The organism is Sinisalibacter aestuarii (assembly GCF_027923545.1).
In the GTDB taxonomy this organism is placed as follows: domain Bacteria; phylum Pseudomonadota; class Alphaproteobacteria; order Rhodobacterales; family Rhodobacteraceae; genus Sinisalibacter; species Sinisalibacter aestuarii.
Window position 1 is genome coordinate 95,114 of the sequence record NZ_BROH01000013.1, and the last position, 23,676, is coordinate 118,789.

A 23,676-nucleotide genomic window follows, 5' to 3' on the forward strand; every position below is an offset into this window, starting at 1 on the left:
TCTTTTTGACCAAACCCTTGCGGGGCGATCATTCAGCCTCATTGAACCGGGGCGGGCGCTTTTCGAGAAACGCCGCCATGCCTTCCCGCTGGGCCGCCGTGCCGAACAGCTGGTGAAACAGCCGGCGTTCGTAGAGCAACCCTTCGGCCAGGCTCGCCTCTTCCGCCCGCATCACCGCCTCGCGCGCCAGCCGCACCACCGGGCGGGCATAGCCGGCGATCTCGGCGGCGGCCTTCATCGCCTCCGCCAGCACCTCGTCATCCGGCACGACCCGGGCGACAAGCCCCGCCGAAAGCGCCTCGGCGGCCTCCATCATCCGCCCTGTCAGGTGCATGTCCATCGCACGGGCGCGGCCGATCAGCTTTGTCATCCGTTGGGTGCCACCGATCCCGGCGACGACGCCGAGCTTGATCTCGGGCTGGCCGAACTTTGCGCCCTGCCCGGCGATGGCGAAATCGCACATCATCATCAGCTCGCAGCCGCCGCCCAGCGCATAGCCCTGCACCGCCGCGATTTTCGGCGTGCGGGCATTGGCGAAGTCCATCCACTCACCGAAGTAATCCGCCTCCGACATCGCCTCGGCGCTCATATCGGCCATTTCGGCGATATCCGCCCCCGCCGCGAAGGCGCGGTCGGAGCCGGTGACGACCATGCAGCCGACGGAGGTATCGGCATCCAGCGCACGCACGGTCGCAACCAGTTCGGCGGCGAGCGCGGCGTTCAGCGCGTTGAGCTGTTTGGGCCGGTTCAGGCGCAGGAGCGCGACGCGCCCCTCGCGCGTGACCTCGACGAGCCCGCTCATCCGCGGCCCCGGCTTTCGAAGCGCGGCAGCATGGCGGAAAAGTCCATGCCGCGCCCGCCCTCTTCCTCGACATATTGCCGGTACAGTTCCAGCGCTCGCTCGCCCATCGGCGTATCGGCATCCACCGCCGCGGCGGCGGTCTGGCTGAGGCCGAGATCCTTCAGCATCAATTCGGCGGCGAAGCCGGGCTTGTAGCCGTTGTCGGCAGGGCTTTTCGCGCCGACGCCGGGGGCCGGCGTATAGGCATTCATCGTCCAGGAATAGCCCGACGAGGTGGAGACCACGTCATACATCTTCTGGCGGTCGAGGCCGAGCTTGTCGGCCAGCGCGAAGGCCTCGCAGGTGGCGATCATGGTGACGCCGAGGATCATGTTGTTGCAGATCTTCGCCGCCTGCCCGTTGCCTGAGGGGCCGCAATGCACCGCCTTCTGGCCCATCACCTCAAACAGCGGCGCGGCGGTTGCGAAGGCCGCATCGCCGCCGCCGACCATGAAGGTGAGCGTGCCCGCTTCGGCGCCGCCGATCCCGCCCGAGACCGGAGCATCGAGCGCGCCGAGCCCCGCCGCCGCGGCCTGTGCGGCCACCGCGCGGGCGCTGTCGACATCGACCGTCGAGCAATCGAGAAACACCGCGCCCCTGGGCAGCACCGGGATGATCTCGTCGGCCACGCTCTGCAGGATGGCGCCGTTGGGCAGCATGGTGATGGCCACGTCCGCGCCGGTGCAGGCCGCAGCGGCGGTGGGCGCCATCTCGATGCCCTCGGGCTGAGCCGCGAGGTCGAAGCCGGTCACCTCATGGCCCGCGGCGATCAGATTGCGCGCCATCGGCGCGCCCATGTTTCCAAGTCCGATGAATGCGATTTTCATGTCGTTCCTCCCAAATCGAGTTCGTCTTCGCCCAGCGGCGCCAGCATCGCGGCAACCTCATCTCCGCTCACCGTCGCCGGGCCGTCATGGCGCCAGCGCGGGTTGCGGTCCTTGTCGATGATCTGGGCGCGGATCCCTTCCAGAAAATCCCCCTGCGCCTGGGCGCGGTGGGTGAAGCGGTATTCCTGCGCCAGCGCCTGCGTGATGTCGTCAAGCCCGCCCGCATCGCGGATCAGTTGCAGCGCGCAGGCCATCGACAGGGGCGAATTGCGGCGCATCGTCTCCAGCGCGGTCTGCGCGAAGGCGCTGTCGGCGGCGGCGAGGCTGTCGACGATCGCGGCCAGCGTCGGCTGGGTGAAATGCCGGTCGATCTCGCCTGCCGCCCCGGCCAGCGGGCTGACGCCGGGATCGCGCTGCGCGGCGGCGACGAGGCCGACATCGCCGGTTTCCTCCAGCGCGGCGATCAGCGCGGGCCAGTCGGCCTCGGGCACATGGCCATCGGCAAAGCCCGCGTGGATCGCATCCGCCGGGCCCATCCGCGCCGCCGTCAGGCCGAGATATTCGCCCAGATGCCCCGGCGCATGGCCGAGAATCCAGGTGCCGCCCACATCGGGGATCAGCCCGATGCCGCATTCGGGCATGGCGAGCTTGACGCTTTCACCGACGATCCTGTGGCCCGCATGGCACCCCACCCCCACGCCGCCGCCCATCGTGAAGCCCTGCATCAGGGTGACGACCGGCTTGGGAAACTGCGCAAGCCTGGCATTCATCCGGTATTCCTGCCGCCAGAACGCCTGCGCGGCCTCGTGCCTTCCCGCGATGCCGTTGCGGTAGATATCGGCGATGTCGCCACCGGCGCAAAAGGCGCGCTCGCCCTCGGCGTCGATGACCACGAGCGCCACCGCCGGATCGTCGCGCCAGGCGTCCAGCGCCTCTTCGATGGCGATGGACATGGCGGGCGAGAGCGCGTTCAGCGCCTCGGGGCGGGCCAGCGTGATCCGGCCCGCGCGGCCGGCTGTGCGGATGCGGATATCGCTCATCGCGACGCCAGAAGGTTGCGCACGACGATGAGGCGCATGATCTCGTTGGTGCCTTCGAGGATCTGGTGCACGCGCAGATCGCGCACGATCTTCTCGATCCCGTAATCGGCAAGGTAGCCGTAGCCGCCATGCAATTGCAGGCACTGGTCAGCCACCTGGCTGGCGGCTTCGGTGACGAATTTCTTCGCCATCGCGCAGAACTTGGTGGCGTCGGGTGCGCCGGTGTCGAGTTTCCAGGCCGCCTGGCGCAGGAAGGTCCGCGCCGCCTGCAGCTCGATCTCCATATCGGCGAGCCGGAATTGCAGCGCCTGGAACTGGTCGATACTCTGCCCGAACGCCTTGCGCTCGCCCATATAGGCGATCGTCGCATCCAGCGCCGCCTGCGCCGCGCCGAGCGAACAGGCCGAGATGTTGAGCCGCCCGCCATCGAGGCCCATCATCGCATATTTGAAACCTTCACCCTCATTTCCGAGCAAATTTGCCGCCGGAATATCGCAATCGTCCAACTGGACCTGCCGCGTCGGCTGGCTCTTCCAGCCCATTTTCGCCTCCAGCCCGCCGAAGGACAGGCCCTCGGCGCCATCCTCGACGATAAGCGCCGAGATACCGCGCGGGCTGTCGTCGCCCGTGCGCGCCATGACGATATAGGCGTCCGAATAGCCGCCGCCGGAGATGAACGCCTTGGTGCCGGTGAGGCTGTATCCGGCCTCGGTTTTCGCCGCGCGGGTTTTCAGCGCGGCGGCGTCGGAGCCGGAGCCGGGCTCGGTCAGGCAATAGGACCAGACGCTTTCCATGCTGACCGCGCCGGGCAGGAAGCGCGCGCGCACCTCGTCGGAGCCGAATTTGTCGATCATCGCCGCGCACATGTTGTGGATCGACAGGAACGAGGCAACCGAGGCGCAGGACATCGACAGCGCCTCGAAGACCAGCGTGGCGTCAAGCCGGGTCAGCCCGGAGCCGCCGTTTTCCTCGCGCACATAGAGGCCGCCGAAGCCCAGTTCGGCCAGCTTCGGCCAGAGATCCTTCGGAATCTCGCCCCGGCTTTCCCAATCGCGGGCAAAGGGCGCGATATGTTCCTCACCAAAGGCGCGGGCCATGTCGAAAATGGCCGCCTGTTCCTCGCTGAGTGCGAAATCCATAGAATCCTCCCGTTCCGCCAGACACACGACGTCGGCGGCAAGAAGAACATGCTGTGATGCGCACGTAAATTGTGAAATAGTCTCATTCGGGTTGCACAGGTTCACATATGGCAAAACAGTTCGATTGGGGGGCGATGGAATGGTTTCTGGCGATTGCCCGCAGCGGCAGGCTGACCGTCGCGGCGCAGAAACTCGGCATCGACCACACCACGCTGAGCCGGCGGATCAAGCAGCTTGAAGAAACCCTCGACACCCGCCTGTTCGAACGCAGCGTCACCGGCTACACGCTGACGCCGCAGGGCGAACGCTTTCTCGAAGCCGCGCAGGGGGCGGAAACGATCGCGCTGCAGGCGGCCAACGACATTTCCGGCGAAACCTCGAAGATCGCGGGCACGATCCGGATCGGCGGCCCGGAAGGCTTCGGCAGCAGTTTCATGGCGCCCAGCCTCGTCAAGCTGGGGCAAAAGCAGCCCGGTCTGAAGCTGGAACTGGTGACAATGCCGCGCCGGTTCAGCCTGACCAAGCGCGAGGCCGATATGGCGGTAAGCCTTGCGCGGCCAGAGAAGGGCCGGTTTCACGCGCACAAGCTCACCGATTACGAACTCGGCCTCTACGGGACGGCGGAGTATTTCGACAGGTTCGGCCAGCCCGAAACCCGCGCCGATCTGCGCGATCACCGGATCATCGGCTATGTGCAGGATCTGATCTATGCCCGCGAGCTCGACTATATCCCGCAGATCTCCAAGGACATCGTGCCATGGATCACGAGTTCCAACCTGCTCGCACAGATGAACATGACGATTGCCGGCGCGGGCCTGTGCATCCTGCCCAAGTTCATCGCCGCGACCGATCCACGGCTGATCCGCACCATGGCCGGCGAGGTGCGGCTGATCCGGTCATTCTGGCTGATCGTGCATGCCGATCTGCGCGATCTCGCCCGTATCCGCTATTGCTCGGATTTTCTCACTCAGGAGGTACGCGCGGCCCGGGCGCTGTTTCTGTCGTGACGGCGGGCCGGCCCCGGAGGGCCAGCCCGCTCAGTTTCGGGTGCCGTGTGGGACTCAGGATTCGGTCGGAATGAACCCGGCCTTGCGCCAGAAAACGACCCTGCGTTCGATCTGGTCGATCAGCCAGTAGATCGCGAAGGCCGTCACCGAGAGAAGGATCACATAGGCGAAGACCACATCCAGATCGAAGCGCAGGCTGGCGGTCTGGATCAGGATGCCGATGCCGCGCCCGCCGCCGGAAAACTCGGCCACCAGCGCCCCGATAAGCGAGAGCACGGCAGCGCTTTTCAGGCCGGCAAAGACGAAGGGCAGCGCGTTGGGCAGTTTCAGCTTGAAGAAGCGTTGCAGCCGACTCGCGCGCATCGTGGCGAACATCTTGTCGGCATCCTCGTCGACCCCGGCCAGACCGGCGGCGGTATCGACCATCACCGGGAAGAAGGCGATGGTGACGGCCATCACCACCTTGGGCGTCGTGTCGAAGCCGAACCAGGCGACGAAGACCGGCGCGAGCGCCACTTTCGGCGCGGCGTAGAGCGCCACCATATAGGGCTGGATCACCCGTTTGCCGAAGGTCGTCTCGGCGATCAGCGCACCGACCACAAAGCCGATGATCCCGGCAAAGAACAGGCCCAGTGCCGCTTCCTCCATCGTCACTTTGAAGTTCACCCAGACATGGCCGCCGGTAAACAGGTTGCCGAGTACCTGAACGAGCGCCTTGCCGGTGTCGGATGCGCGCGGCAGCACCAGTTCCGGCACCCAGCCGATGACGACGACGAATTCCCAGACTGCAAGCAGCACGATCAGCGATCCGCCCACCAGAATGGGCGACGGGATGCGTTCAAGGAAGGGGTCGCGCAGCGCCTTATGCGCCGGTTGCGCGGCTTTTTGCGAAGCGGATGCCGACATCAGGTCATCTCCATTGCATGGCCGCGCTTGAGCATGTCGCGCGCGGCTTCGACGTGGTGCTGAAATTCGGGGCTGGTGGCGATATCGGGCGTGCGGTCCTTCGGCAGATCGACATCGACAATGCCCATGATCCGGCCCGGCCGGGCGCACATCACCGCGATCCGGTCGGCGAGAAACACCGCCTCGCTGATACTGTGGGTCACGAGGATCGCCGTGCGCCCAAGCCGATGGGTCAGATCGAGCATCTGCATGTTCATGTGCTCGCGGGTGAACTCGTCGAGTGCGCCGAAGGGTTCGTCGAGGAGCAGGATATCGGGCTCGTTGATCAGCATCCGGCAGATCGCCGCACGCTGCTGCATCCCGCCCGAAAGCTCGTTGGGCATCTGATCGCCGAAGCTCTTGAGGCCGACGAGATCGAGCAGCTCATCCACCCTGCCCTGCGCGGCTTTCGCGGCCCGCCGGCCCTTGCTCATCTCGATCGGCAGAACGATGTTGTCGCGCACCGTGCGCCAGGGCAGGAGCACGGGCTTTTGAAACATCATCCCGATCTCGTCGGGCACGCCGGTGACCGCATGGCTCGCCACTTCGATTGTGCCCGAGGTCGGCGGCAACAGGCCCGCGATGATATTGAGCAGGGTCGACTTGCCGCAGCCGGAGGGGCCGAGCAGCACCACGAATTCGCCCGGCGCCACGTCAAGCGACACGCCCGAAAGCGCCTGGATCGTGTTGCCGTCGCGCGTGAAGGTCCGGTCGAGGTTCCGGATCGAGACGGCGGGCGGCGGCGAGCCGGGGGCAGGCATGGTGCCCGCCCCCTCCATCTGCTGATCGCTCACGCTGATCATTCCGCGTTCCATGCCGAGACATAGGCGTTGGACACCGGTGCCGCGAGCGCCTCTTCACCCGCCGCGCCGATGCTCACCATGAGATCCTTATAGGCGGCCCAGGTGGTCTCTTCGATGAAGCCGTATTGGCCGCCCGCGGCGTCGCCAAGCACGAACAGCGCATCGACCCCGTCCAGAACGGCATTGGTGAAGCCCATATCTTCGGTTTCATGCGGCGCGGCATTGCCGCAGGCCGTCACCACCAGCTCGCGGTTGGCGAGCCCGGCTGCGGTGGCCCGCGCAAGCGCCCGGCCAATGCCCTCGATCACGTCCGGGTTGTCGTTGAAATAGCTCGTCTGGGCCATCAGCATCTCACCCGTGGTGGCGGGATAGCCCTCGGAATCGAGCGCTTTGTAGGCCAGCCCCATGCCGCCAAAGATGATCTCGTCGACGAAAGAGGCCGAATGGGCATCGACCGCGCCGCCGGTGATGGCCGAGGCCGCCATGCTGCCCTCGCCCACGGCCAGCTCCTCATAGCTGCCTTCGGACAGGCCCGCATGGGCCAGCAGCGAGCGCATGTAGATCGCTTCGCCGCCGCCGGCGCTGGTGATGCCCACCGTCTTGCCTTCGAGATCGGCCAGCGACGTGATGTCGGAATCCGTGGCCGTGACCAGCCGGAACGGCAGGTACTGGTAGAAATTGTAGAACCCGGTCACGTCCGCACCCGCACCGCTTGCCGCCAGCATGTCGGCGGGCGCGGTCGCGGCAATCTGGGCCTGACCTGCAAGCGTCGCCTGGATCGCGGTCGACGAACCGTCGAGCCCGACCATCGTGACCTCAAGCCCCTCTGCGGCGAATTCCCCGTTCTCCGCCGCCACGTAGAACGGCCAGTTGGCAAGGCAAAGATTGACCGGCAAGGCAACGGTAAGCGCCTTGGTCTCGGCCGAGGCGGCACTGGCCATGGCAATGACCGACGCTGCCGTCATGGCGGAAATCTTCATAAGTTTCAAAGTCATGGACGTTCTCCCTGTCCAGGTTTGGTGATCTGTCCCCGGCTCTGCATGGCCGGTTTGTGTGATCGTTTGAGTGGTGTCGTGTTCGTCGGAGCCGGAGCGCCGGCCCGTGTGTTCAATCTCTTGTGTCGCACAGCCCTCCCCTGTTAACCGCCCTGATCCGGCGCGAAATGCCGGTCGAGCCAGGCAAAGCACTGATCGGCCTGCGACACCGGGCAGTCTATCACCACCCGCGTGCCCTGACGTTCGAGTTCGACCCGAATGCGATCCGCGCCCGCGCGGCCAGCGAACCAGCCGAGAAACCCCTTGCGGCGGGCAGGCCGTGGCGCGGCCTGCGCATTGGTCGCCGTCTGCACAGCGGGCGCCACAACATCCGGCGCGCGGCCAGCGGCCACCGTCCGGCCCGCCAGCACATCCGCGAAATCGCGGCAGAACTGTTCCCACATCCGCTCGGCCTTGGTGCGCATCGGGTTCAGCCCGAGCGCGCCGAGCCGGCCCATCACGGTCGCCTTCGCCACGACGCGCAGTGCTGTGCGGTCGGTGCCTTCGGGCGTAGCGAACACCTCGCTCACCGCCCGCACCGCACTGGCGACGGATGTGTCGTCGCCCGTCACCTCGACGCGCATGTAGTCCGGCGCGCGCGCCTCGGCGATCACGACCCGCAGGGTGAAAGCGGCGCTGATGAAGGCGATCTTCACCTTGATCCGCGCGGTGTATTCCGTATCGCTGATGACCTCGACGGATTGCATCCCGGGCACGCATTGCGCCACCTTGCCGGGATCGAGCAGCACCGGCCAGAGCTTTGCCGGCGGTGCGTCGAAGACATGTGAAAACTCAAGTTCCATTCAGGTTCTCCGCGGCAGCGCGGACGGCGTCCACGATGCCCTGATAGCCGGTGCAGCGGCAGATATTGCCCGAGAGCGCCTTGCGGATTTCCGCATCGTCCGGCGAAGTGTTGCGCGACAGAAGATCGGCCGCGGCGATCAGAAAGCCCGGCGTGCAATAGCCGCATTGCAGCCCGCCATGCTCCATGAAGGCCGCCTGCAGCACATGCAGCGCCTGACCCTGCGCCAGCCCTTCCACCGTTGTGATCGTCTTGCCGTGGGCCTGCACCGCGAGGCTGAGGCAGGACTTGGACACCTCACCGTCGATCAGGATCGAACAGGCGCCGCAGACCCCGGTTTCGCAGCCGCGCTTGGTGCCGGTGAGGGCAAGCTGATCGCGCAGGAAGTCCGACAGCAGGCGGTTGGCGGGCACTTCCGCCTCTATGGTTTCACCGTTGAGGGTGAGGGAAATCCAGTGATGGCTCATGCCGCGGCCTCCGACCAGTCAAGCCCTGCCGCCTCGGCCACGATCCGGCGCACAGTGGCGCGCACCACCTGCCGGCGGAATGCAGCACTGCCACGCGCATCGGAGACCGGCGTGAGGTCTTCCGCCGCGATCCGGGCGGCCTCGGCGGCAAGATCGAGCGTGATCGCCTGCCCGGTCAGCGCCGCCGCCGCGCGGGCCATGCTCTGCGCCACCGGGGTGGCCGCACCGATGACGAGGCGCACATCGTCCCACAGCCCGCCCCGCTCGGTCAGCGTGAGGGCGACATTGGCCACCGGACGATGCTCGGCCGGCGTGCGCAGATGGCGCTTGTAGTGCCCGACCCGGCCCGGCGTGACCGGCGGCAGGTGGATCGCGGTCAGGATCTCACCCGGCTCAAGCGCGGTGGTGAAGTAATCGACGAGGAAATCCGCCATCGCCACGCGGCGGGTGCCGGACCGGCCCGCAATCTCCAGCTCGGCATCGAGGGCAACGAGAACGGAGGGCGGATCGGTCGCCGGATCGCCGTAGCAAAGGTTGCCGCCGATGGTGCCCTGGTTGCGCACCTGCGGATTGGCGAGCCCTGCCGCCACCTTGGCAAGCACCGGGTAATGCTCGCGCACGATGTCGGCGCGCGCAATCTCGCTGTGGCGGCTGAGCGCGCCGATCCGCAGGCCCGCCTCGGGCGTGTAGCCAATCCCGCGCAACGCGCTGAGACCACCCAGCGCAACGACGATGCCCGGCGCGAGCATCCGCTGGCGCATGGCGAGCAAGAGCGCGGTGCCGCCGGCAAACACGGCGGCCTCGTCGCCATAATCGGCCAGCATCCGCAGCGCTTCATCAAGGCTTTCCGGTTCGAGATAGTCAAGGTTACGCAAGAGACGCCTCCTCAAGTTCGGCAAGGCCCGCGAGGATCTTTTCCGGCGTGATCGGCAGATCGGTGATCCGCACGCCGATCGCGTCATATACGGCATTGGCGATGGCGGCGGCGCCCGGCAGGATCGCGGTTTCGCTCGCGCCTTTCGCGCCGAGCGGCCCGTTCGGCTCGTAGCCCTCGACGATCATGCTGTGCATCATGGGCACCGCATCGGCAGTGGCCATCGTGTAATCGGCAAGGTTGCCGTTGATGACGCGCCCGCCCTCGAAATGCAGCTCTTCATAGAGCGTCCAGCCCAGCGCCTGCACCGCCGCGCCGTTCGACTGGCCATGCACCGCGAGCGGATTGATCGCCACGCCACAATCGTCCGACAGGTAGGTTTCCACCAGCCGCACCTGCCCGGTTTCGGTATCCACCTCCACCTCCACCGCCTGGGCGGCAAAGGAATAGGCGGGGGCGATGTTTCCGCGAAAATCGCCATCGAAACGCACCGTCTGCGGATCGTGGCTGCCCTTCACATAGATGCCCTCGCCGCCGTGGCGATAAATGTGATAGCGGCAGATCTCGGCCAGCGGTGCTGTATGCGCACCGTCGGCGCTGCGGATCACGCCATCCACCAGCGCCAGATCCTCCGCATCGCAGCCCAGCTTCGCCGCCGCCGCGGCAAGGATCGTGGCCCTGGCCTCCTCTGCCGCCTTCACCATCGCCATGCCGCCATTGATCGTGACCCGCGAGGCGAGCGTGCCGATACAATAGGGCGAGTTGTCGGTGTCCGGGGCGGCCACGGTGACATGGGCAACGGGAATACCCAGCGTCTCGGCGCAGATCTGGGCGAGCATGGTAAATGCCCCCTGCCCCATGTCGGATTCGCCGGTATGCACCACGGCGCGCCCGTCTTCGTTGACCTTGAGCAGAATGGTCGAGCCATCCCAGTTGCCGATGGTGCGGTTGCCGCTCACATGCATCGCCGCCGCCATGCCCACGCCACGGCGCAGCACGCCGCCGGCCTTGGCCCGGCTCCGTTTTTCGCCCCAGCCAATCGCCTCGCTCACCTGGTCGAGGCAGGCGGGCAATTCGCAACTGCCGATCTTCCAGTCATGCACGCTGGTCTCGCCCGGTCCGATCGCGTTCTTGCGGTGCAGCTCAATCACATCGAGCCCGAGCATCTCGGCCATCGTCGCCATGTGGCTGTTGAGCGCGAAAGACATCTGCGCGCCGCCGAAGCCCCGAAACGCCCCGCGCGGCATCGTGTGGGTGTAGACGAGCCGCGCCCGCGTGCGGATATTGCGGATGCGCTGCATGTTGTCGCTGCGCATCGCCGTGACGGTCATCACCTCGCCCGCAAGCCCGGCATAGGCGCCGCAATCGGCGAGAATATCGACCTCCTTGGCGACGATGGTGCCGTCGCGCGTCATCCCCATCTTCAGCCGGATCGTCGCCGGCACGCTGAAACAGCCCGAAAGGATATCGTCGAGCCGGCTCAGCCCCAGCCGCACCGGGCGATCGACCAGCGTGGCGAGGAAGGCGGCGATCACGCTGGAGCGCTCCTCGATGATCTTGCCGCCAAAGCCGCCGCCCACCGTCGGCTGGATCACGCGGATAGAGGAAATCGGGCGGTCCAGCGCCTCGGCCAGCCGCTGGCGGGCGAGGAAGACCGATTGCGTCGAGGTCCAGACGTTGAGCCGCCCGGCGCCGTCGACCTCGGCCAGCGTGGCCATCGGCTCCATGTAACCGGGATATTGTGAATGGGTCGTATAGGTTTCTTCGTGGATCAGATCGGCCCCGGCAAAGGCGGCATCGACATCGCCCCGGTCGATATTGATCTCTTCGGAGAGGTTGCCGCCCTCATGCACCTGCGGCACGCCCGGATCGAGGCTGAGCGCCGGGTCGAGCAGCGGCGCAAGCTCTTCATATTCCACCCGGATCAGGTCGAGCGCCTCTTCCGCGATCTCCGGCGTCTCGGCCACCACCGCGGCCACTTCCTCGCCGACGAAGCGCACCACGCCGCGCGCCAGCACATGCTGCTGCTTGTGGCCCACGCCCCAGCGCCGGTCGGGCACGTCGGCCCCGGTGGCGACAGCCCTGACCCCGGCCAGCGCCCGCGCCGCGCTGGTATCGACCGAGACGATCCGCGCATGAGCATGGGGCGCACGCAGCAGCCGCGCATGGAGCATCCCCGCCAGCTTCAGATCGCCGGCATACCGGGCCCGCCCAAGCACCTTTTCGCGTGCGTTGATCTGTGGCCGCGCCTGGCCGATGGCAGACGTTTCCATGCTTTCTCCCTGCACCGTCGCGCGATGGTTGTGGTTGAGTTGAATTGTGTTCGCGCTTGTTGTTGATTCAACAACACGTCAAAGCTGCCATAGCTAAGTTGATTCATCAACAAATATTTTCTAGAATGATATTTGGGATTTACGTGAACCAGTCGCGCAGGCGGCAGTAGGTTCCAGAGCCGGAGGAAAGGGAGAATCATGGCGAAACAGGACAAAGCACAGGCTTGCCCGTGGTCAGACCTCGACCCGAGCGGCGCGAACCTCGTGGTGCACGATTTCCTGACAACGCGGCTCAGCGCCCTGATGAGCAGCCTGCGCCGCCAGGTTACCCTGCCCTACGCCAAGAGCTTCGACCTCTCCATCGCCCAATGGCGGGTGCTGTCGCTGGTGGCCCATGCGGGCACCTTGCCCTTCGGCGAACTCGTGGTGCAATCGACCTCCGACAAGGCCCTGGTCAGCCGCACCGTGCGCACGCTCGAAGAGCGCGGACTGGTCACGATCCAGCCGGAAACGAAAGCCTCGAAAAAGAAGATCGCCTGCACCATCACGCCCGCGGGCCTGACGCTCTATGACGAGGCGATCAAGATCGCCCGCAAACGCCAGGCAGATATGATCCTCTCGCTCAACCGGGGCGAGCGCGAAGCTCTCTTTGCCATCATCGAAAAGCTGCAGGGCATCCTCGACGACGAATAGGCGCGCCCACCGGCTCAGCGCGGGTCGGCGCCGTCTTCGTCGAACACATCCATCGTGCCACACCACAAAAAGGTGGCCGTTTGCGCGCCGTGGTTCCACGTCGAATGCAGCCGCCGTGAGTTGAAGTGGATCGAATCCCCTTCCTTCAGCACGGTCGCCTTGCCCTCGACCTCGACGGTGATCTCGCCGCGCACCATGAAGTAGAGTTCCTCGCCCTCGTGGCTGGAGGGTTCTGTCCGGTGGCCGGAGGGCTCATGGATCAGCACCGAGCGCAGCGTGCTGCCGTCGAACCGCGTCGACAGCCGCTCGAAGGTCGGCGCGCCGCGGCCGACCTGATATTCCACCCGCTCGCGCCGCCGCGTGGTGTTGCTGCCCACGCCCGGCTGTTCGAGGAAGAACGACATCGGCTTGCCGAGCACCTTGGAGATCGCCCGCAGCGACGAAATCGACGGCACCGTCAGGTCGCGCTCGATCTGCGAGATGAACCCGACAGACAGCCCGGCACGGTCGGCGACGACCTGCATCGTCAGCGCCGCTTCCTTGCGGCACGCTCTGAGCTTCCGGCCGAGCGTCGGCGCCTGCTGCTCGTCTTGTTTTTTTGCTTCGTTCGGCATTGGCAAAAGGTGTGGGCAGGCTCCGGGTCTGTCAAGCGGTGAGCGGCGGAGGGGCGATTCCGGTGCCCGAAGCCGTTGCCGGACTGCACAATTCATCGGCAATGCCTCAATTGCGCCATCGCGCGTCCTGCGCTTCAGCCATAGGAAAAAGGCAAATTCCCGGCATCTATTTTTTTAGCAATACTAAAACTTGACAGGTCAAACGATTCTCGCGCAGGATTTTAGTCAGGCTAAAAAACGCATTGGAGATGCCCGTTTTCATGACCTCCACGCTCGGCAAGAAGCTCCGCGAAAGCCGCAAGCAGGCATCGCTCACCTTGAAGGAGGTGGCCGACAAGGCGGGGTTTTCGACCGGGTTCATCTCGCAGGTCGAACGGGGCATTTCGGTGCCGTCTCTGTCATCGCTGCGCGCGATTGCCGGGGTACTCGGCCAGCCGATCTCGGTCTTTCTCGAACAGCCCTCCAGCGCCGACGCCACCCGCGCCTCGGACCGTGTGAGCTACCGGGTCGGCGACGGCGCACTGGCCTATGAGCGGATCTCGGCGAAGTTCGAGGGGAGCACCCTGCGCTCGGTGGTGGTGCACGAACCCCCCGGCCACCGCAACGAGCCGGTCAGCCACGAGGGCGAAGAGCTGTTCTTTGTCCTCGACGGCGAGCTGACCGTTGAGGTCGAGGGCGTGCCGACGGTGCTGACGCGCGGAGATTCCACGCATTTCGATTCCAGGAAGGTTCATTCGACCTGGAATCACACATCGCAAACCGCATCGCTGCTGTGGTGCGGAACGATGGACGTATTCGGCGAGGACGCCATCGAGCCGGTTCACAAAAATGAAAAGAGAAAGGGCGGCTAAGCCCTGAAGTATCCAACCCATAGGGAGTTAGTAATGGCAATCTGGAACACATCACTCGCAGCGGGGCTTCTCGCGGCAACGGCGCTCGTAAGCCCCGCTCTGGCCGGCGGAACCCTGCGGCTCGACGAGGTCGCGGTGGGCGAGCTCGACCCGGCAAAGGCATCGGACTATGCCGACAGCATCCTGATGTTCAACGTCTACGACACGCTGGTCCTGCCCGCGCAGGGCGCGGCGGGCCATGTGCCGCACCTCGCCGAAAGCTGGACGAGCGACGGTAACACCTTCACCTTCACCCTGCGCGACGGTGCGGCCTTCCAGAGCGGCAACCCGGTGACGGCCGATGACGTGGTCTATTCGCTCGACCGCACCAAGGCGCTCGGCGCGGGCCTCTCCTACCTGTTCGGCGTGGTCGAAAGCGCCGAGGCGGTGGATGCGCGCACGGTCAGGTTCACCCTGTCCTCGCCCTACGCGCCCTTCGTCGCCTCGCTGACCCGCCTGCCGATCGTCGACAAGGCGCTGGTCGAGGCCAGCAAGGCCGCCGACGACACCTGGGGCGAAGCCTTCCTCTCCGGCAACGGGGCAGGCAGCGGCGCCTATGTGGTGACCGCGCATAATCCGCAGGAAGAGACCGTGATGGAAAAGAACGGCAGCTACTTCCTCGATATCGCCGAGGCCGCGCCCGACCAGGTGCGCCTGCGCTACGGCCTTGAAGCCGCGACGGTGCGCACCCTGATCGCGCAGGGCGAGCACGATATCTCGTCGCAATGGCTGCCGCCTGAGGTGATGAAGGCGCTGGCCGATGACGGTGCGCAGCTTTTCACCGAAGGGGGCACCGGGGCGTTCTATCTCAAGATGAACACCACCAAGCCGCCGCTCGACGATGTGAACTGCCGCCTCGCCCTGTCGGAAGCCTTCGACTACGATACCTCGATCCGTATGATCGCGATCACCGACGAGGTATCCGGCGGCAGCCCGGCAACCGGCGCGATCCCGAAGGGCATGTTCGGCGCGAACGACGCCTCGATGGCGCTGATGCAGGATCTGGACGCCGCCAAGGCCCATCTCGACGCCTGCGCCTACGATCCGGCCGAAATGGATATCGAGATCAGCTGGATCGCCGAAGTGCCGCTCGAAGAGCGCTTCGCCCTGCTGTTTCAGTCGAACCTGACCGCGCTCGGCGTGAAGTCGCATATTGTCAAGATGCCCTGGGCGCTCTTCGCCGAACAGGTCTCCAAGCCCGAGAACACGCCGCATATCAGCCAGCTCTTCGTGAACGCCGTCACCGGCGACCCCGATACGCTGCTCTACGGCATGTATCACTCGTCGACGCCGGGCACCTGGCAATCGCCGGAATACCTCAACGACGCGAAGGTCGACGAGTATCTGGAAGCCGGGCGCATGGCGGCCACCGAGGAAGAGCGCGGCGAAGCCTATGCGATGCTGAATGCGCGGCTGATGGAGATCGCCCCGACGATCTACGCCTATGACCGGCAATCGGTCTTTGCCGCCAGCAGCCGCGTGACGGCTCCGGCGCTCACCGATCCGGCGCAGGCCTTCGGGCTCGACGGCATGGGCTTCACCTTCCGCCTGATGGAAGTGGCTGACTAAGCGACACTCCCCGCTGCCGGGCCGTCACTGGCCCGGCGGCCCACAACCCGGAACCCGGATATGACTCCTGTCCTTCGCCTCCTCGCGCGACGGCTCGGTATCTCTTTGATCGTGCTCGTCGGCGTTTCGATGCTGATCTTCGGCATCGCACGGGTAATCCCCGGCGACCCTGCGCGCATCGCGCTCGGGCCGAACGCGACCGCCGAACAGGTGGACGCGCTGCGCGAAAGCCTGCACCTGAACGAAGCGATCCCGGTGCAATACGGCTATTTCGTCAAAGACCTGCTGCGCGGCGATCTCGGCACCTCGCTCTACACCAACCGGCCGGTCACGCAGGACATCGCCCAGTTTCTGCCAGCCACGCTGGAACTGGTGCTGTTTGCCGGCATCCTGATGGTGGGGATCGGGCTGCCGCTCGGCATCTGGTCGGCACGCTACCGGGGGCGCTGGCCCGACCATGTGATCCGCCTCGTCTCGCTGCTCGGGGTCTCGGCCCCCAGCTTCGTCTGGGCGGTAATCCTGATGCTGCTCTTCGCCTTCTTCCTGCCGATCTTCCCGATCGCGGGCCGGATCTCGGATATCTACGAGATCGAGCGCGTCACCGGCTTTCTGCTGATCGACACGCTGCTTGCGGGCAATCTCGCCGCCTTCCGCGATGCCTTCTGGCACATCGTCCTGCCCGCCTTCGCACTCGCCGTTTCCGGCATCGGCCAGGCCGCCCGGCTCACCCGTGCCAATATGGTCGAGACCTATGACAAACCCTATATCGAGATGGCGCAGGCCTATGGCTTCCGCGCCCGCCGGATTGCGCGCAAATACGCCTTCAAGCCCTCGCTGATCCCCTCGCTCACCATCATCGGGCTCGATTTTGCCGCGATGCTCGGCAACGCCTTTCTGGTCGAGGCCGTCTTCGCCTGGCCCGGCCTCAGCCGTTACGGCGTGGCGGTGATCCTGCGCAAAGACCTCAACGCGATCATCGGCACGGTGCTGATCATCTCGGCCACCTTCCTGATCGTGAACCTGATCGTCGATCTGCTGATCGCCTTCCTCAACCCGCGCATCCGCTACTCGCAGAGAGGCTCGTCATGAAACGGACCCTGGTGATCCTCCTGCGCAACCCACTCTCGCTCATCGGCGTGATCCTCGTGGCGCTGGTCGTACTCTCCGCGATCTTCGCCGATTTCATCGCCCCCTTCCCCGAACACCGGGGCTCGGTGGTGGATTTCGTGAACTTCAACAAGGCCCCCAACGCCACCAATATCATGGGGACAGACCTTGTCGGGCGCGATCTGTTCAGCCGGATCATCTACGCCTTCCGCATCTCGCTGGTGCTGGGGGTGGTGGTGCTGGCCATCGCCACGCCGATCGGCACGCTGGTGGGGCTGTTCGCGGGCTATGTCGGCGGCAAGACCGAGTTCATCCTGATGCGGCTGACGGATGTGTTCCTCTCGATCCCGCCGCTGGTGCTGGCCATCGCCATGATGGGCGTGCTTGAGCCGACGCTGATGAACGCGATGCTCGCCGTCACCGCGATGTGGTGGCCCTGGTATGCGCGGCTGGTCTACAACATCGCCCGCTCCGAGCGCGAAGAGGGCTACGTGCTGGCCGCCGAGGTGATCGGCGCCTCCACCCCGCATATCGCGCTGCGGGAAATCCTGCCCAACTGCCTGCCCGCGATCCTGACCAAGATGACCCTCGACATGGGCTTCGTCATCATCATCGCCTCGTCGCTGTCGTTCCTCGGCCTCGGCGTGCAGCCCCCCACCCCCGACCTCGGCTCGATGGTGGCCGAAGGCGCGCGCTACCTGCCCGATAGCTGGTGGCTCACCGTCTTCCCCGGCCTCGCCATCCTTATCGCGGTGTTCGGCTTCAACCTCGTCGGCGATGCGCTGCGCGAAATCCTGGGGGCCGACCAATGAGGGACGTGTTGCGCATCGAAGACCTGGTGCTGAAGTTCCGCGGCTATACCGGCGTGACGGAGGTGCTGCATGGCATCTCGCTCAACATCCGCGCAGGCGAGCGGGTGGCGCTGGTGGGCGAGAGCGGCTCGGGCAAATCGGTAACCGCGCGCATCGTGCTCGGGCAATTGCAGGAACTGCGCAGCGCGCAGGTGCAGGGCGGGCTCTACTTCGAGGAACAGGATCTCAACCGCCTCAGCCGCCGCCAGTGGCACGCGCTGCGCGGCACCCATATGTCGATGATCTTTCAGGACCCGACATCCTCGCTCAACCCGGTCTTTACCATCGGCGTGCAATTCACCGAGGTGCTGCGCCGGCGCGATCCGAAACTGTCGAAAGAGGCCGCCGCCAAGCGCGCGGGAGAGTTGCTCAATTCGGTCTCGATCCACGATCACGCGCGGGTGCTGAACGCCTATCCGTTCCAGCTTTCGGGCGGGATGAACCAGCGTGTCGCCATCGCGATGGCGCTGGCCAACCATCCCTCGCTGCTGATCGCCGACGAGCCGGGCACCGCGCTTGACGTGACGGTGCAGGCACAAACCCTGCACCTGATGCACGACCTCGTGGAGCGCACCGGCACGGCGGTGCTGTTCATCTCGCACAATCTCGGCGTGGTGCGCGAATTCGCCGACCGGATCTACGTCATCTATCGCGGCAGGATCGTCGAACAGGGGCCGACGCAGGCGGTGTTTGAAAACCCGCGCCACGCCTATACCCGCGCGCTGATGGCTGCCGTGCCCCGGATCACCGGCGGCGGCGTGCCGGAGATACAGGACATGGACGGGGCGTTTTTCGACCCGCTTGAAGTGCACGGGGAGGACCGGCCATGACCCCGCTCCTGTCGCTCAAAAACGTCTCGAAGACCTTCGGCCACGGCGATCACATCGTGCAGGCCGTGCGCGATGTGAGCTTTGACGTGATGCCGGGCGAATGCCTTGCCGTGGTGGGCGAAAGCGGCTCGGGCAAGACCACGCTCGCCAACATGATCCTCGGCGTTTTCGGCCAATCGTCGGGCGAACTCTGGTTCGACGGCAAGCCGCTGCCAACCCGGCGCACGCTGGAGCACCGCAGCGCAATCCAGCTCGTGCAGCAAAACCCGCTTTCCTCGCTCAACCCCAAGCGCTCGGTGGGTGCCTCTGTCCGGCTCGGGCTTGACGTTTACGGCATCGGCAGCCCTTCCGACCGCTGGTCGCTGGTCGAGGCCGCACTGGAAGAGGTGGGCCTGCCGCGCGACTTCCGCAAACGCCCGCCGGCAGCGCTCTCGGGCGGCCAGCGCCAGCGTGTCGCCATTGCCCGCGCCCTCGCCTGCCAGTCGCGCCTTGTGGTGCTGGACGAGCCGACTTCGGCGCTCGACGTTCTGGTGCAGGCCCGCGTGCTGCGGCTGCTCAACGATCTGCGCGCCGCAAAGGGGCTGAGCTACGTGTTCATCACCCACGATCTCTCGGTCGTGCGCAATGTGGCCGACCGTGTGGCGGTGTTCAAATCCGGCCAGCTCGTCGAATGCGCCGAGACCGGGGCCATCTTCGAAAACCCGCGCGAGGACTACACCCGCCAGCTTATCGGGGCGGTGCCGGTGGTGACGCGCGAAGAAATCGAACTCAGGAATACCTTGGCGACGGAGGGCCAGACATGACGGATATATCGCAGGCGGTGGCTCAGGCGGGAAACCAGCCTGAGACCACGTTCAAGGCGTTGGAGCGGCTGGTGGACGAAACCATCGGCGTGAAATTGTTCACGCTGATGGAGGTAGATCACGAGGAAAACGTCGCCTGGCGCAATTACACCAACATGCCTGAGGCCTACCCCGTGTTGGGCAAGAAGCCCCGCCATCAGAACAAGTGGTCCGAGGTCGTCGACGGGCGGCGCGAAACCTTCGTGGCCAATTCGATCGGCGAGATCGCGGAGGTGTTCGACGATCACGAACTGATCCGGTCGCTCGGCTGCGAAAGCGTGCTCAACCTGCCGATCTTCATCAATGGCGAGCTGCGCGGCACACTCAATTGCCTGCACGAAGCGGGCTATTACACGCCCGAGCGCGTGACCGCCGCACAATCCCTCAAAACCGCTGGCGCGCTGGCATTCCTGCTGGCCGAAAGCATCCGCAACCAAGGAGAGCACAATGGGTAAGATCACCCGCCGCGTGGCCACCGATGTAGGTGGCACCTTCACCGACCTGGTCTGCTTCGAGACCGATATTGATACCGGTGAATCCCGTGTCATCACGGCCAAGAGCGACACCACCCCGCCCGATTTCGAGACCGGCGTGCTCAACGTGCTGGAAAAAGGCGGCGTCGATCCGGCGGAGGTCGATTTTCTCGCGCATGGCACCACCGTGGTGATCAACGCCCTGACCGAGCGCAAGGGTGTGAAGGTCGGCCTGATCACCACCGAGGGCTTCCGCGACTCGCTGGAGATCGCGCGCGGCAACCGTCCGGACTTCTTCAACCTGCACTACCAGAAGCCCGCCCCCTTCGTGCCGCGCCATCTGCGCGCCGAACTGCCGGGGCGCTTCACCTATACCGGCGAGGAGCGCGCGCCGCTGGATGTTTCCAGCCTGCCCGCGATCCTCGACGGCTTCCGCGCCGAGGGGGTCGAGGCGGTGGCGATCAGCTTCCTGCATTCCTACGCCAACACCGCGCATGAAGAGGCGGCGCTGGCCGAGGTGCAAAAGCTCTGGCCCGAGGTCTCGGTGGTCGCCTCCCACCAGATCACCCGCGAATGGCGCGAATACGAGCGCACCAACACCGCCGTGCTCTCCGCCTATGTGCAGCCCGTCGCCGCGCGCTACCTCGCCAAGCTCGACAACGGGCTGAAATCCAGGGGGCTGAAGAAGAACCCCTATATCATGCAGTCCAATTGCGGCGTGGACTCGCTGCCCGCCACCTCGAAAACGCCGATCACCATGGTCGAAAGCGGCCCCGCCTCGGGCTTCTGGGGTGCTGCCGAGCTTGGCCGGCTGATCGGTGAACCCAACGTTCTGGCGCTCGACATCGGCGGCACCACCGCCAAATGCTCGCTGATCGAGAACGGCGAAGTGCGGATCATGACCGATTACTGGATCGAACGGTCGCGCGAATCCTCGGGCTACCCGATCATGGTGCCGGTGGTCGATCTGGTCGAGATCGGCAATGGCGGCGGTTCCATCGCCTGGGTCGACGATTTCGGCAAGCTGCATGTCGGCCCGCAATCGGCCGGCGCCCTGCCCGGCCCGGCCTCTTACGGCAAGGGCGGCACCGAAGCCACCACCACCGATGCTAATCTCTGGCTTGGCCGGATCAACCGCGACTATTTCTGCGGCGGCGCGATCGACGCCGACATGATGGCCGCCGAAAAGGCGATCACCGCGCTTGGCGAAAAGCTCGGCGTCGGCCCCGACCAGGCTGCCGAGGGGATCATCCGTATCGCCAACAACAACATGGTGAACGCGCTGAAGCTCGTCTCGCTCAATCGCGGCTTCGACACCCGCGATTTCACCCTGCTCGCCTTCGGCGGCGGCGGCGCGATGCATGCCGTAGCGCTGGGGCAGGAATTGCAGGTAAAAAAGGTGGTCGTGCCCGCCGCCGCGGCGGTGTTCTCGGCCTGGGGCATGATGATGTCGGACCTCAGACGCGACTTCTTCGTCACCCACCTCGTCGACCTGACCGATGGCGCGGGCGATGTGATCGAGCGCACCTTCGCCGAAGCCGAGGCCGGCGCGCTCGCCACCTTCGCCGAAGAGGGTGTGGAAGACGGCAAGGTGAGCTTCCTGCGCTACGGCAAGTTTCGCTACCAGAACCAGGAGCACACCACCGAAGTGCTCCTGTCGAACGAGGCGATCACCGATGCGAGCCTGGCGCAGATCGCGTCGGACTTCCACGAAACCTACGAGCGTGAATACACCTACCGCCTCAACGCGCCGGTCGAGATGGTGGGCATTCACCTCGTCGCCAAGGCCGAGGTGGGCAAGCTCGAAATGCGCCCCGAGCCGCTCGGCGATGCCGATGCCTCGGGCGCGGTCAAGGGCAAGCGGATGGTCGACTATGCGCTGGAGGGCAAGCACGAAGCCACGATCTACGATGGCGACGCGCTGCGCCCCGGCATGGCGTTCCACGGCCCCGCGATTGTCGAAGACAGCGGCACCACCGTGGTGATCCACCCCGGCAACGCCGTCGAGGTCGACCCCTACCGCAACCTCCACATCAACCTGAACGGATGAGGCCACGATCATGACCCAGAACAACGACCGGATCACGCTGGAAATCATCCAGAACTCGCTTCAGGCCGCCGCTGACGAGATGTTCGCCGCCATGCGCAAGACCGCGATGTCGTCGATCATCTACGAGGTGCTCGACATGGGCACCGGGATCACCGACGCCGAAGGGCGGCTTGCCTCCTCCGGCGCGGGCATCCCCGCCTTCGTCGGTGTGCTCGACAAATCTGTGCAGGCGATCCTGCGCAAATTTCCGGCCGACAACATACGCCCCGGCGATGTGTTCATCACCAACGATCCCTATTACGGCGGCGTCACCCACCTCAACGATCTTGTGCTGACCATGCCGGTCTTCGCCGACGGCCGGCTGATCGCATGGACCGCGAACATCGCCCATAATTCCGATGTCGGCGGCATGGCCCCCGGCTCGCTCTCGGGCGAAGCGACCGAGATCTTTCAGGAGGGGTTGCGCCTGCCCGGCGTGAAGCTCGTCAGCGAGGGCACCACCCTGGATGCGGTGATGGATATCATCACCATCAATTCGCGCATGCCCGACTTTCTGCACGGCGATGTCTGGGCCGCCATCGCCTCGGTACGGGTCGGCGCGCGGCGGCTGGAAGAGCTTGCCGCCAAATACGGGGTAGACACCTTCATCCGCGGGATGGAGAGCTTCATGGATTTCGGCGAGAAATCCGCGCTGGCCGAAATGGCCACCTTGCCCAAGGGCACCTTTACCCTGTCGGAAGACCAGGACGATGGCCGGGTCTACAACGTGACCGTCACGATCACCGACGAAGACTTCACCGTCGATCTGCGCGACAACCCCGATCAGGATCCGGGCCCGACCAATGCCTGCCGCGACGGCACGATGATCTGCGCGCAGATGGTGTTCAAATCGCTCACGGGCCACGACACGCCGGCCAATGACGGCTCGTTCCGGCCGTTGAAGGTGCTGACCCGCGAAGGCTCGATCTTCCACGCCCGGGAACCCTCCGCCGTCGGCTTCTATTTCGAAACCGAAGTGCGGATCTACGACCTGATCTGGCGCTGCCTCGCGCCGCATATCCCCGAAAAGCTGCCCGCCGGGCACTTCGCCTCGATTGCGGGCACCTTCATTGGCGGCATCCATCCCGATACCGGGCGGCAATACACCATTGTCGAGCCGCAGATCGGCGGCTGGGGCGGCTGGGCCGGCCATGACGGCAATTCCTGCATCTTCTCGGGCTTCCACGGCGAAACCTACAACACACCCGCCGAGATTTCCGAGGCGCGCAACGGGCTGCTGGTGGACCGGATGGAGCTCAATACCGAGCCGGGCGGCGAAGGCGAGTTCACCGGCGGGCGCGGGCTGAAGCTCGAATATCGCATCCGCACCGATAACGGCTTCCTGACGGCGGGCTATACCCGTTCGAAGATCAAGCCCTGGTCGCTGGAAGGCGGCGAGGAAGGCTCGGGCAATTTCATCGAGGTGATCAAGAGCGACGGGTCGCAGGAGCGCTATTCCTTCGTCTCCGGCCTGACCGTGAACAAGGATGACGTGATCCGCGTGATCACCTCTTCGGGCGGTGGCTATGGCGATCCCAAAAAGCGCGATCCGAAGAAGATCGCCGCCGACATCAAGAACGGAGTGCTGACCGAAGCCCGTGCCAGAGAGGTCTACGGCTACACCGGCTGACCAAAACCGGGCGGGCGGCACAGGCGGCCCGCCTAT

General features: G+C 65.4%; 23 protein-coding genes. 11 read left to right on the forward strand and 12 right to left on the reverse strand.

The features are described from left to right. Positions 1-28 precede the first annotated feature (28 nt). The 4 genes from QMG28_RS17670 to QMG28_RS17685 are packed head-to-tail and all read right to left on the reverse strand — an operon-like array spanning position 29 to position 3,847. Complete coding sequence (locus QMG28_RS17670) at positions 29-802, reverse strand: enoyl-CoA hydratase-related protein (protein WP_281843648.1); 774 nt, start codon at positions 800-802, stop codon at positions 29-31. Next, positions 799-1,668 (reverse strand): 3-hydroxyisobutyrate dehydrogenase, encoded by an 870-nt coding sequence (mmsB, locus tag QMG28_RS17675; protein WP_281843649.1) that lies wholly within the window; start codon positions 1,666-1,668, stop codon positions 799-801. Before mmsB ends, QMG28_RS17670 begins: the two co-directional genes overlap by 4 nt. Continuing rightward, entirely contained in the window at positions 1,665-2,708 is a 1,044-nt protein-coding gene (locus QMG28_RS17680; protein WP_281843650.1) for an enoyl-CoA hydratase/isomerase family protein, read from the reverse strand. Before QMG28_RS17680 ends, mmsB begins: the two co-directional genes overlap by 4 nt. Further along, complete coding sequence (locus tag QMG28_RS17685) at positions 2,705-3,847, reverse strand: acyl-CoA dehydrogenase family protein (protein WP_281843651.1); 1,143 nt, start codon at positions 3,845-3,847, stop codon at positions 2,705-2,707. Before QMG28_RS17685 ends, QMG28_RS17680 begins: the two co-directional genes overlap by 4 nt. A 107-nt stretch (positions 3,848-3,954) precedes the next feature. Between QMG28_RS17685 and QMG28_RS17690 the strand changes: the two genes are divergently transcribed. Further along, the gene (locus QMG28_RS17690; RefSeq protein ID WP_281843652.1) at positions 3,955-4,854 is read left to right on the forward strand and encodes a LysR family transcriptional regulator; all 900 of its coding nucleotides are present in this window, start codon (positions 3,955-3,957) and stop codon (positions 4,852-4,854) included. A gap of 54 nt (positions 4,855-4,908) precedes the next feature. Here the strand turns inward: QMG28_RS17690 and QMG28_RS17695 are convergent, their stop codons facing one another. The 7 genes from QMG28_RS17695 to QMG28_RS17725 all read right to left on the reverse strand — a co-directional run bounded on the left by QMG28_RS17695 (position 4,909) and on the right by QMG28_RS17725 (position 12,052). Further along, positions 4,909-5,760: an ABC transporter permease gene (locus QMG28_RS17695; protein WP_281843653.1), complete on the reverse strand. Its 852-nt coding sequence runs from the start codon at positions 5,758-5,760 to the stop codon at positions 4,909-4,911. Continuing rightward, on the reverse strand, positions 5,760-6,614 hold the full coding sequence (locus QMG28_RS17700) for an ABC transporter ATP-binding protein (protein ID WP_281843654.1): 855 nt from the start codon (positions 6,612-6,614) through the stop codon (positions 5,760-5,762). Before QMG28_RS17700 ends, QMG28_RS17695 begins: the two co-directional genes overlap by 1 nt. Then, positions 6,599-7,597: an ABC transporter substrate-binding protein gene (locus QMG28_RS17705; protein ID WP_281843655.1), complete on the reverse strand. Its 999-nt coding sequence runs from the start codon at positions 7,595-7,597 to the stop codon at positions 6,599-6,601. The genes QMG28_RS17700 and QMG28_RS17705 overlap by 16 nt, the downstream gene beginning before the upstream one ends. A gap of 143 nt (positions 7,598-7,740) precedes the next feature. Beyond that, positions 7,741-8,439: an SRPBCC family protein gene (locus tag QMG28_RS17710; protein ID WP_281843656.1), complete on the reverse strand. Its 699-nt coding sequence runs from the start codon at positions 8,437-8,439 to the stop codon at positions 7,741-7,743. Further along, entirely contained in the window at positions 8,429-8,905 is a 477-nt protein-coding gene (locus tag QMG28_RS17715; RefSeq protein ID WP_281843657.1) for a (2Fe-2S)-binding protein, read from the reverse strand. The genes QMG28_RS17710 and QMG28_RS17715 overlap by 11 nt, the downstream gene beginning before the upstream one ends. Continuing rightward, entirely contained in the window at positions 8,902-9,780 is an 879-nt protein-coding gene (locus QMG28_RS17720; RefSeq protein ID WP_281843658.1) for an FAD binding domain-containing protein, read from the reverse strand. The genes QMG28_RS17715 and QMG28_RS17720 overlap by 4 nt, the downstream gene beginning before the upstream one ends. Next, positions 9,773-12,052 carry a xanthine dehydrogenase family protein molybdopterin-binding subunit gene (locus QMG28_RS17725; RefSeq protein WP_281843659.1) on the reverse strand — a complete coding sequence of 760 codons (2,280 nt, stop codon included), beginning with the start codon at positions 12,050-12,052 and terminating at the stop codon, positions 9,773-9,775. The genes QMG28_RS17720 and QMG28_RS17725 overlap by 8 nt, the downstream gene beginning before the upstream one ends. Positions 12,053-12,250: 198 nt before the next feature. Between QMG28_RS17725 and QMG28_RS17730 the strand changes: the two genes are divergently transcribed. Next, complete coding sequence (locus QMG28_RS17730) at positions 12,251-12,745, forward strand: MarR family winged helix-turn-helix transcriptional regulator (RefSeq protein WP_281843660.1); 495 nt, start codon at positions 12,251-12,253, stop codon at positions 12,743-12,745. Positions 12,746-12,759: 14 nt separating this feature from the next. Here QMG28_RS17730 and QMG28_RS17735 read toward each other — a convergent pair whose 3' ends face one another. Then, on the reverse strand, positions 12,760-13,359 hold the full coding sequence (locus QMG28_RS17735; protein WP_281843661.1) for a helix-turn-helix domain-containing protein: 600 nt from the start codon (positions 13,357-13,359) through the stop codon (positions 12,760-12,762). 260 nt (positions 13,360-13,619) lie between these two features. Here QMG28_RS17735 and QMG28_RS17740 point away from each other — a divergent pair, with 260 nt between their 5' ends. The 9 genes from QMG28_RS17740 to QMG28_RS17780 are packed head-to-tail and all read left to right on the forward strand — an operon-like array spanning position 13,620 to position 23,640. Further along, positions 13,620-14,210 carry a helix-turn-helix domain-containing protein gene (locus QMG28_RS17740; protein WP_281843662.1) on the forward strand — a complete coding sequence of 197 codons (591 nt, stop codon included), beginning with the start codon at positions 13,620-13,622 and terminating at the stop codon, positions 14,208-14,210. 33 nt (positions 14,211-14,243) lie between these two features. Further along, the gene (locus QMG28_RS17745) at positions 14,244-15,818 is read left to right on the forward strand and encodes an ABC transporter substrate-binding protein (RefSeq protein WP_281843663.1); all 1,575 of its coding nucleotides are present in this window, start codon (positions 14,244-14,246) and stop codon (positions 15,816-15,818) included. 60 nt (positions 15,819-15,878) lie between these two features. Continuing rightward, on the forward strand, positions 15,879-16,907 hold the full coding sequence (locus QMG28_RS17750) for an ABC transporter permease (RefSeq protein WP_281843664.1): 1,029 nt from the start codon (positions 15,879-15,881) through the stop codon (positions 16,905-16,907). After that, a complete protein-coding gene (locus QMG28_RS17755; RefSeq protein ID WP_281843665.1) occupies positions 16,904-17,737 on the forward strand; it encodes an ABC transporter permease in 834 nt (277 codons plus the stop codon). Before QMG28_RS17750 ends, QMG28_RS17755 begins: the two co-directional genes overlap by 4 nt. Next, entirely contained in the window at positions 17,734-18,606 is an 873-nt protein-coding gene (locus tag QMG28_RS17760) for an ABC transporter ATP-binding protein (RefSeq protein ID WP_281843666.1), read from the forward strand. The genes QMG28_RS17755 and QMG28_RS17760 overlap by 4 nt, the downstream gene beginning before the upstream one ends. Continuing rightward, positions 18,603-19,409, forward strand: coding sequence for an ABC transporter ATP-binding protein (locus QMG28_RS17765; protein WP_281843667.1), 807 nt, complete (start codon positions 18,603-18,605; stop codon positions 19,407-19,409). The genes QMG28_RS17760 and QMG28_RS17765 overlap by 4 nt, the downstream gene beginning before the upstream one ends. After that, positions 19,406-19,903, forward strand: coding sequence for a GAF domain-containing protein (locus QMG28_RS17770; RefSeq protein ID WP_281843668.1), 498 nt, complete (start codon positions 19,406-19,408; stop codon positions 19,901-19,903). Before QMG28_RS17765 ends, QMG28_RS17770 begins: the two co-directional genes overlap by 4 nt. Then, the gene (locus QMG28_RS17775; protein WP_281843669.1) at positions 19,896-21,971 is read left to right on the forward strand and encodes a hydantoinase/oxoprolinase family protein; all 2,076 of its coding nucleotides are present in this window, start codon (positions 19,896-19,898) and stop codon (positions 21,969-21,971) included. The genes QMG28_RS17770 and QMG28_RS17775 overlap by 8 nt, the downstream gene beginning before the upstream one ends. 10 nt (positions 21,972-21,981) lie before the next feature. After that, positions 21,982-23,640 carry a hydantoinase B/oxoprolinase family protein gene (locus QMG28_RS17780; protein WP_281843670.1) on the forward strand — a complete coding sequence of 553 codons (1,659 nt, stop codon included), beginning with the start codon at positions 21,982-21,984 and terminating at the stop codon, positions 23,638-23,640. Positions 23,641-23,676 lie beyond the last annotated feature (36 nt).